Annotated in this window: 7 protein-coding genes (1 of these 7 only partly in view); 5 read left to right on the forward strand and 2 right to left on the reverse strand. The window is 39.7% G+C overall.

What is annotated here, in order from left to right; translation table 11 throughout:
* Nucleotides 1-104 precede the first annotated feature (104 nt).
* Nucleotides 105-2,858 (reverse strand): sugar-binding domain-containing protein, encoded by a 2,754-nt coding sequence (locus tag L6469_RS10630; RefSeq protein WP_006281632.1) that lies wholly within the window; start codon nucleotides 2,856-2,858, stop codon nucleotides 105-107.
* Nucleotides 2,859-3,212: 354 nt separating this feature from the next.
* Nucleotides 3,213-3,638, reverse strand: a complete 426-nt coding sequence (locus tag L6469_RS10635) for an Hsp20/alpha crystallin family protein (RefSeq protein ID WP_027453825.1) — start codon at nucleotides 3,636-3,638, stop codon at nucleotides 3,213-3,215.
* A 245-nt stretch (nucleotides 3,639-3,883) separates the two neighbouring features.
* Between L6469_RS10635 and L6469_RS10640 the strand changes: the two genes are divergently transcribed.
* The 5 genes from L6469_RS10640 to thiD form a co-directional block, all read left to right on the forward strand.
* Nucleotides 3,884-5,098 (forward strand): L-serine ammonia-lyase, encoded by a 1,215-nt coding sequence (locus tag L6469_RS10640; protein WP_074803331.1) that lies wholly within the window; start codon nucleotides 3,884-3,886, stop codon nucleotides 5,096-5,098.
* 109 nt (nucleotides 5,099-5,207) lie between these two features.
* Nucleotides 5,208-6,143, forward strand: coding sequence for a thioredoxin-disulfide reductase (gene trxB / locus L6469_RS10645; RefSeq protein WP_006281636.1), 936 nt, complete (start codon nucleotides 5,208-5,210; stop codon nucleotides 6,141-6,143).
* A gap of 74 nt (nucleotides 6,144-6,217) precedes the next feature.
* On the forward strand, nucleotides 6,218-6,694 hold the full coding sequence (locus L6469_RS10650; RefSeq protein ID WP_006281637.1) for a MarR family winged helix-turn-helix transcriptional regulator: 477 nt from the start codon (nucleotides 6,218-6,220) through the stop codon (nucleotides 6,692-6,694).
* Nucleotides 6,695-6,697: 3 nt separating this feature from the next.
* Complete coding sequence (locus L6469_RS10655; protein ID WP_006281638.1) at nucleotides 6,698-7,192, forward strand: outer membrane beta-barrel protein; 495 nt, start codon at nucleotides 6,698-6,700, stop codon at nucleotides 7,190-7,192.
* A gap of 170 nt (nucleotides 7,193-7,362) precedes the next feature.
* Nucleotides 7,363-7,636: the 5' portion of a bifunctional hydroxymethylpyrimidine kinase/phosphomethylpyrimidine kinase gene (gene thiD, locus L6469_RS10660; protein ID WP_317208614.1), read on the forward strand. 470 nt of this gene lie beyond the right edge of the window; only the first 274 of its 744 coding nucleotides appear in the window; its start codon is at nucleotides 7,363-7,365; the stop codon falls past the right edge of the window.

Consider the following 7,636-nt stretch of genomic DNA (forward strand, 5'->3'; position numbering starts at 1 on the left):
CGTTTTTCTGTCAAAAAAATAAAAATCAGTCAATTTTGAGACGGTTTTCTGTCAAAATTATAGGGAAGTACGCCTATTGCATACTTCCCTAAACTCATGTTACTTTACTTAATTTTCGGCTTTAATTCATCAGGTGAGTCATGGGTATACATATTTACCGTTGTAGACTGATGGGTGTAAAAATAATGAATATCATCGCAACTCAACTGCATCGAAGGGTTAAACTTGTCACCATGCATATAGTCGAGTATCGCTTTACGCATCTGTCGCGCTACGATGCGATGATCAAGATCATTCTGAAGGTCCATTGTTGTCATCAGAAGACGACCTTTCCCTATCTGTGCTTCTATCATCATACCCAACTTACGACTAATATGCCAGGTATCAATAGGTTGTATCGGACTTTGATAATCTTTTGGTAATTCAGAGAAATTCATCACCTGCGCACGGTTAACCAGTTCCCACCAATTTAAATTTGTCCAATCATCACTTGGGAAATAAGCAAAAAGAGGGTGCTTGGTATCGATATAAGCTCCCGTGGTATGAGGCGGACGCATCTTAAACCAACTTGTATTCCAGAATACAGGAAGATAGGTTTGTTTTATATCACTACCATATTTTATTTTACCTGCTGCCAACAACAAGACTTTACCACCCTTAGCCAGTATCTTTTCGGCTTGAGCATCAAGCGTATCCGTAATGTGGATATCCTTGGGAACCTTCATATCTACCTGTTCAGGATACACCCAAAAATCCCACTGGTTCTCATGGCCATCAATATCTACCTTGAGGGTAAGTTGAGCAGGACCCTTCACGTCAGACAGATCGTAGTTGATACGACCTAATTCGATATTTTTTCCTTGTGGCCATGTCTTAACCTTAGAAAGTTCACCCTGACTAACGATTTCTTCTCCCTGATATATCGTATAAGTGCTTCTAGCATGCTCGATAGCCTTACCCGACGCATTGTAGAGTTCTACAGGCACCTGTAATGTTTCAGCATTAGTATATATAAATTTAGGGAATTTAGCAAGTGGAACTACAGAAGAACAGAACTGTCGCCAAGTTTTACCGTCAACATAACCTTTTTCGCGCCAGAAAACATTCAGTGGACCAACCAAAGCTGTACCCTGACCACTATAGTCATTGAGACCCAACAGTTGAAAACCAGCATAATCCTTCGTTCTTAGATTACGTTCCAATTCGTATTTATACGCCAGCGTCTGTAGCTTACCACTGCTATGCAAGAATTTCTCTGCCATGTTACCCATACCATGATCACGTAACAGATCTTCGAAGATATCAAAGTTCTTAGCTTTATAGACACCAACATATTGAGAACGTTCTTTCAGATCAGGGAACACACACCATTGTCCCTGTTCATGTGACACGTAAGGTTCTGTATTCTCCGGATGTTCTGTAGTTGGCTTGAAGTTACGAGGGTACAGAATATCCTGATAATAATCATCTTCACTCTGAGGTCTTTTTTTGTCCCAATTGAGTCCTCGAGCTCCTCCTTTCACATGATACTCGCTTCGGTTATCCCATGCCCAACCGCCTCCGACACTGGCTCCACAGTATACACGACGATTATCGTACACCTTCATACTATCAACCCAATCATTACACCAGCTAACCCAGTCGCCAGCCGGCTCGTTCCCTGCAGCCATCATGACAAAACTTGGATGATTACCGTATTCATCGATAATACGCTTCGTTTCTTCCATCAAATACTGATCGATAGCCATTTTGCGACGTAACTTCACACCATGATTTGGCCATGATGGTCCCTCCGGCTGTAAATAGAAACCGACACTGTCTGCTGCTATAAAAGCTGCCTCTGGAGGACAATAACTATGGAAGCGCATCATATTAAGACCATATTCTTTGCACTTCTTAAATATCGTCATCCAAGATTCCACATCAGTTGGAGGATATCCGGTAAGTGGAAAATTACAATTTTCTACCGTTCCACGTATCCAAATAGGATTGCCGTTCAGGTAAAACTGTCTACCTTGGATAGTAATCTGACGAAAACCGAACTTCACAGGTATCTGCATACCATGGTAATCTACAGTATGAGTATATAATTTTGGAGTAAACTCGCTCCAAAGCTGTGGATGATCAATATGCAACTGATAGGTCAATTCGTTAACAGCTATCTTCACATGACCAGTATGAATATCTGCATCTACACGAATACGAAGAGGACGTTCAGAACTATATATCTCAGCTTTCTTCGGCATCGTCATCAGATACATATCACCGGCGATACCGTTCCAGTTTCCTTGTGTCTGGTCGGTTACGGAGTGAGAATCTTGCCCTACACATACATTTTCTATACCATTATAGACATCAATATCCAACTGATTCTCTGCTCCAAACTTCACTATATTAGTTATATCATAACGATGCGGTACAGAGAGCGACATTTCATGCCCCACCTTTTGTCCGTTTACCTGTAAGGTCGTCTCTATATGAGGACGCTCCAAAACAAGTATCACCTTTTTCCGTTTCCAACTTTTCGGTATAAAAACAGATTTACTATAAGTAATATTTCCAACATAGTGCTTATCAGGAGTAAGAAAGAAAGGAAATTTCATCTGTCCACGATGGCGATATTTCTCCATGTATGGATTAAAATAGAAACTTGAATCGTAAAGGGAACCTGTCCAACGGGTATGAACATCCACGTCATCCCCCAAACGATTAGTTAATAGCGAGCCGGGCAACTTTACAGTACCTAGCGTAGAATGCCAATGCCCTGCCAACGAGGTACGGTCTTGAGCATGAGCAGACGAAAAAACCAAACTGGTAGTTGCTAGAAAAACAAGCGAGAATAATTTGTTTCTCATCATAAGATTAGATTAAAATGTACTCTATATTTATTATTATTTTACAAAAATAACACTTTCATACAAGAATACAAAAAAAGGGACAAAATACAAAGCTATTTATCAAAAAATAAGGGGACTCCGGAATCGCTCTTCCTAAGTCCCCTTATCGCATGAATAAACATTTAATCTAACATGATTATTATCCAATCACTAACATACTCATCAATTCATACCTTATGAAAAACGTAATTACTATTATTAACCTAATCTGATAATATTAACCTATTCTTATAATAACACTAACCTAACAATATAAACCAAAACTTATCACGAATGAATTAATTTCCTGTAAAAATTTTCATCAACAAAGCCTTATTAAGCTACATCAATGACACGATTTACCTGCTGATGTTGAGCTCTTGGCAGAGACACGCTCAAAATACCATCAGCTACACGAGCTGTGATTTTTTCGGTATCAACATCTTCTGGCAGGGCGTAAGTTTGTTCAAAGTTGCCAGAACCAAACTCGCGGCGCAAATAATGCTCTTTCTCATGAGCTTTGAAATTCTTGACAGATTTGATACGCAAATTGCCTTCTTCTGTCAAAGTAATATCAAAATCATCCTTTGAAAAACCTGGTACAGCCATTTTCATCTCGTACCCCTGATGATTTGCAATCACATTAACAGGTGCAACAGAATTGCGACGCTGTTGTGCACGATGCTGTATACGTTTTTCATTTTCTACCATAGCATCATAAGCACTATCTAACCAATTATATGCATTTACTGGAAACATCATTTTTCTCCTCCTATTTATTTTTATTATTATCGTTATTTATGTGAGTTTCGCTTAAATAGCGTATCAAACTCGACAATCCTATTGCAATTCTTATTCCACAATAAAAACACTGCCATAATGACAAATTAGTACGCCATATTGGCAAAAAGAATAAAAAACACGTATTATAATCATAAATTTTACCAATGAACCAAACTTTTTGAGTAACTTTACACATATATATTATTGAATAGGACAACATAGACATGGAATCCATCAAAGAAATATTTAGAATAGGTAAAGGTCCGTCTTCTTCCCACACGATGGGGCCACAACGTGCAGCAAAAGCTTTTGCCAAGCGTTATCCTAAAGCTAGACGATTTGAAGTTACTCTATATGGCTCACTGGCTGCAACCGGAAAAGGACATATGACCGACCAGGCTATCGAAGAGATACTTCAAGAGATTGCACCGGTTAAGATCATTTGGCGTCCAGATATATTCCTTACGATCCATCCTAACGGTATGGAGTTTAAGGCCTTCGACGAAAACGATAATGCCACAACTCCTTGGATTGTTTATAGTATCGGTGGTGGTGCTCTGTCAGAAGGAAAGGGGTCGAAAGATCCTTTTCTTACCCCTCAGATTTATCCGCTCAGTACAATCTCAGAGATAAAAAAATGGTGCGAACGTACAGGGTGCACCTATTGGGAATATGTAGAGCAATGTGAAGGACCTAAAATTTGGGATTACCTTACAGAAGTGTGGAAAGCTATGCAAGATTCTATAGAAAGAGGTATTGATACCGAAGGAAGACTCCCTGGTCCACTTAATTTGCAGCGCAAAGCGTCTAATTATTATATTAGGGCCACAAGCTATCGATCATCCATTCAAAGCCGTTCATTGGTCTATGCCTATACCCTAGCCGTGAGTGAGGAAAATGCAGCAGGAGGTACTATCGTAACAGCTCCCACTTGTGGAGCCTGTGGTGTCGTTCCAGGAGTTCTTTATTTTTTGGCTAAGCACCACGGTTTCAATGATGAGAAAATATTGCATGCTTTGGCCACTGCGGGCTTATTTGGTAACGTGGTCAAGCAGAATGCTAGTATTTCGGGCGCAGATGTCGGTTGCCAGGGAGAAGTAGGCGTAGCATGCGCTATGGCTTCAGCCGCTGGATGTCAGCTTTTTGGAGGAAGTCCATCCCAAATAGAGTATGCTGCAGAAATGGGACTCGAACATCACCTCGGCATGACATGCGACCCGGTTTGTGGACTCGTTCAGATACCATGTATCGAACGCAATGCTTTCGCAGCTTGTCGTGCATTAGATTCACAGCTCTACGCCATGATGGGCGATGGTAAACACCGCGTATCATTTGACCGAGTTATTGAGGTTATGAAACAAACGGGTCACGACATTCCTTCGCTTTACAAAGAAACATCTGCCGGAGGACTTGCCAAAAACTATCGGCAAGAAGATTAATGCTAAGTTTCATAAAAGCTGTTAATATTAAGCTTCATCGCATGCGATAATAAAATAAAAATAGTATATTTGCAACCAAAATATATATAAACACTTAATAGAAAAAATTATGGAAGCAACAAAAACAATTATTATAGGTAGCGGTCCTGCTGGTTACACAGCTGCTATTTACGCTGGTAGAGCAGACCTAAAGCCAATTTTATATTCTGGTATGCAACCAGGTGGCCAATTGACAACAACAACAGATGTTGAGAATTTCCCAGGCTATCCACAGGGTGTAGATGGTAATCAGATGATGATGGATCTTCGCGATCAAGCTTCTCGTTTCGGTGCAGATATTCGTGACGGAGCTATTGTAAAAGCTGATTTTAGCAGTCAACCATATCAGTTTACAGACGATCGTGGTAATGTTATCGCAGCTGATACATGTATTATTGCAACTGGAGCTTCTGCTAAATACCTTGGATTGCCTGATGAAGAGAAGTATCGTGGTCAGGGTGTTTCTGCCTGCGCTACGTGCGATGGTTTCTTTTATCGCAAACGTACTGTAGCAGTAGTAGGTGGTGGTGATACAGCTTGCGAAGAAGCTATGTATTTGGCTTCACTCGCCAAAAAAGTGTATATGATTGTCCGTAAGCCTTATCTTCGTGCTACAGAAATCATGAAGGAACGCGTATCTAACAAAGAAAATATCGAAATTCTCTACGAAACAAATACTCTTGGCCTTTTCGGTGACGATGGTGTTCAAGGTGCACATTTAGTATATCGTAAGGGTGAAGCTGACGAGAAAGAGTATGATCTTCCTATCGATGGTTTCTTTCTCGCAATTGGCCATAACCCAAACACCGAAATCTTTAAAGGCGCTATCGATATGGACGAAAAAGGATTCATTATTACTCAAGGTAATTCACCTAAGACTAATATCGAAGGCGTATTTGCAGCAGGTGACTGCGCAGACCCTATTTATCGCCAAGGTATCGTAGCTGCTGGTGCTGGTGCAAAAGCTGCTATCGAAGCTGATCGATATCTACAAACTAAAGGATAATTCCACTGTTTAAGTTCGTAATTCACGCAATAAATAAAAGAATAAATATATAAAAGTATAAAAAGGACATAGATATGGTTAAAGAGGATAAGTATGAATCATTAAAATTAAGCAATCAATTATGCTTCCGCCTTTATACGGCAAGTCGATTGATTGTACAAGAATATGAGCCATACCTCAAGAAACTGGGTATAACTTATACCCAGTACTTGGTTTTGCTCGTACTTTGGGAACAAGATGAACAACCGATTAATGACATCGGCAAACGTTTAATGTTGGGTATCAATACTACTTCACCACTCATTAAAAGAATGGAGAAACTTGAGTTAGTATCACGACGTGGAAGTGAAAGCGACAAGCGACAGCAAATCGTTTTCCTTACCCCGAAGGGACTTGCTATGCGCGAAGAAGCTGCTAAAATACCTTCATGCATGGTCAACAAACTTGGCGAATGTAATCTTTTACCTGAGGAAATGCTGGGTATGGTACCAACACTCGACAAAATGATCTGTTCCATGTATCAACAAATAGAATCAGCTAAAAAAGAATAAGTAATGAAAAAGTTTTTATGTATGACGCTGATGCTACTTTCTGTAATGGTAGCTAAAGCACAATTTGAGGAGGGAAAATTTTATGTAGGTGGTTCACTTACAGGACTCGACTTGAGCTATAGTGGCGCTGACAAATTTAAACTCGGTGTAGAAGCTAAAGCAGGTTACCTTTTCAGAGATAACTTGATGGCTCTTGCACAGATAGGTTATCAGCATATCGGAGATAGTGAAATAGGCGCTAACAGCTTTAACATTGGTGTTGGCGGACGTTATTATATTATCCAGAACGGTTTATTCTTGGGTGTTAACGCAACATACGAACATGCTAATCACTTCGATGATTTCAAACCAGGTGCAGAAGTTGGTTATGCTTTCTTCATAAACAAATCTGTAACTATCGAACCTTCTGTATATTACAACCCATCATTTAAAAATAGTGACTATTCTAAAGTTGGTTTAAAGATTGGTATCGGTATTTATCTCGATCCTAACGATTAAGATTACAAAGTTCAATAAGGTATGTTAGAAAATATAAGGTGTAACTCTCACGAGTTACACTTTATATCACAAAAAAAACGTACCTTTGTATCCATGAAATACCAAACTGTTTTAACCATAGCTGGCAGTGACCCTTCAGGGGGGCCGGAATACAGGCGGATATCAAAACGATTTCAGCTTGTGGCTGTTATGCGACTTCTGCTATAACGGCCATTACCATACAAAATACTCAAGGAGTACAAGCTGTACAAGCAATTCCTGCTGATATCATATATCAACAGATAAAATGCGTGTCTGAAGATATCGAAATCAATGCAATTAAGATTGGTATGCTACATTCAGCAGAAGTTGTAAACATGTTGGCTGTATGGTTAAAAGATCATCCTTGTACGAATATAGTATTAGATCCTGTAATGGTATCAACTTCTGGACATAGATTATTGG

It is taken from the genome of Segatella baroniae B14 (genome assembly GCF_022024235.1).
In the GTDB taxonomy this organism is placed as follows: Bacteria; Bacteroidota; Bacteroidia; order Bacteroidales; family Bacteroidaceae; genus Prevotella; species Prevotella bryantii.

Bases quoted from the DNA above. Each gene is read 5' to 3' on its own strand.
- L6469_RS10635 (WP_027453825.1), bottom strand. From the start codon at position 3,638: ATGATGTTTCCAGTAAATGCATATAATTGGTTAGATAGTGCTTATGAT.
- trxB (WP_006281636.1), top strand. From the start codon at position 5,208: ATGGAAGCAACAAAAACAATTATTATAGGTAGCGGTCCTGCTGGTTAC.
- L6469_RS10630 (WP_006281632.1), bottom strand. From the start codon at position 2,858: ATGATGAGAAACAAATTATTCTCGCTTGTTTTTCTAGCAACTACCAGT.
- L6469_RS10655 (WP_006281638.1), top strand. From the start codon at position 6,698: ATGAAAAAGTTTTTATGTATGACGCTGATGCTACTTTCTGTAATGGTA.
- L6469_RS10640 (WP_074803331.1), top strand. From the start codon at position 3,884: ATGGAATCCATCAAAGAAATATTTAGAATAGGTAAAGGTCCGTCTTCT.
- L6469_RS10650 (WP_006281637.1), top strand. From the start codon at position 6,218: ATGGTTAAAGAGGATAAGTATGAATCATTAAAATTAAGCAATCAATTA.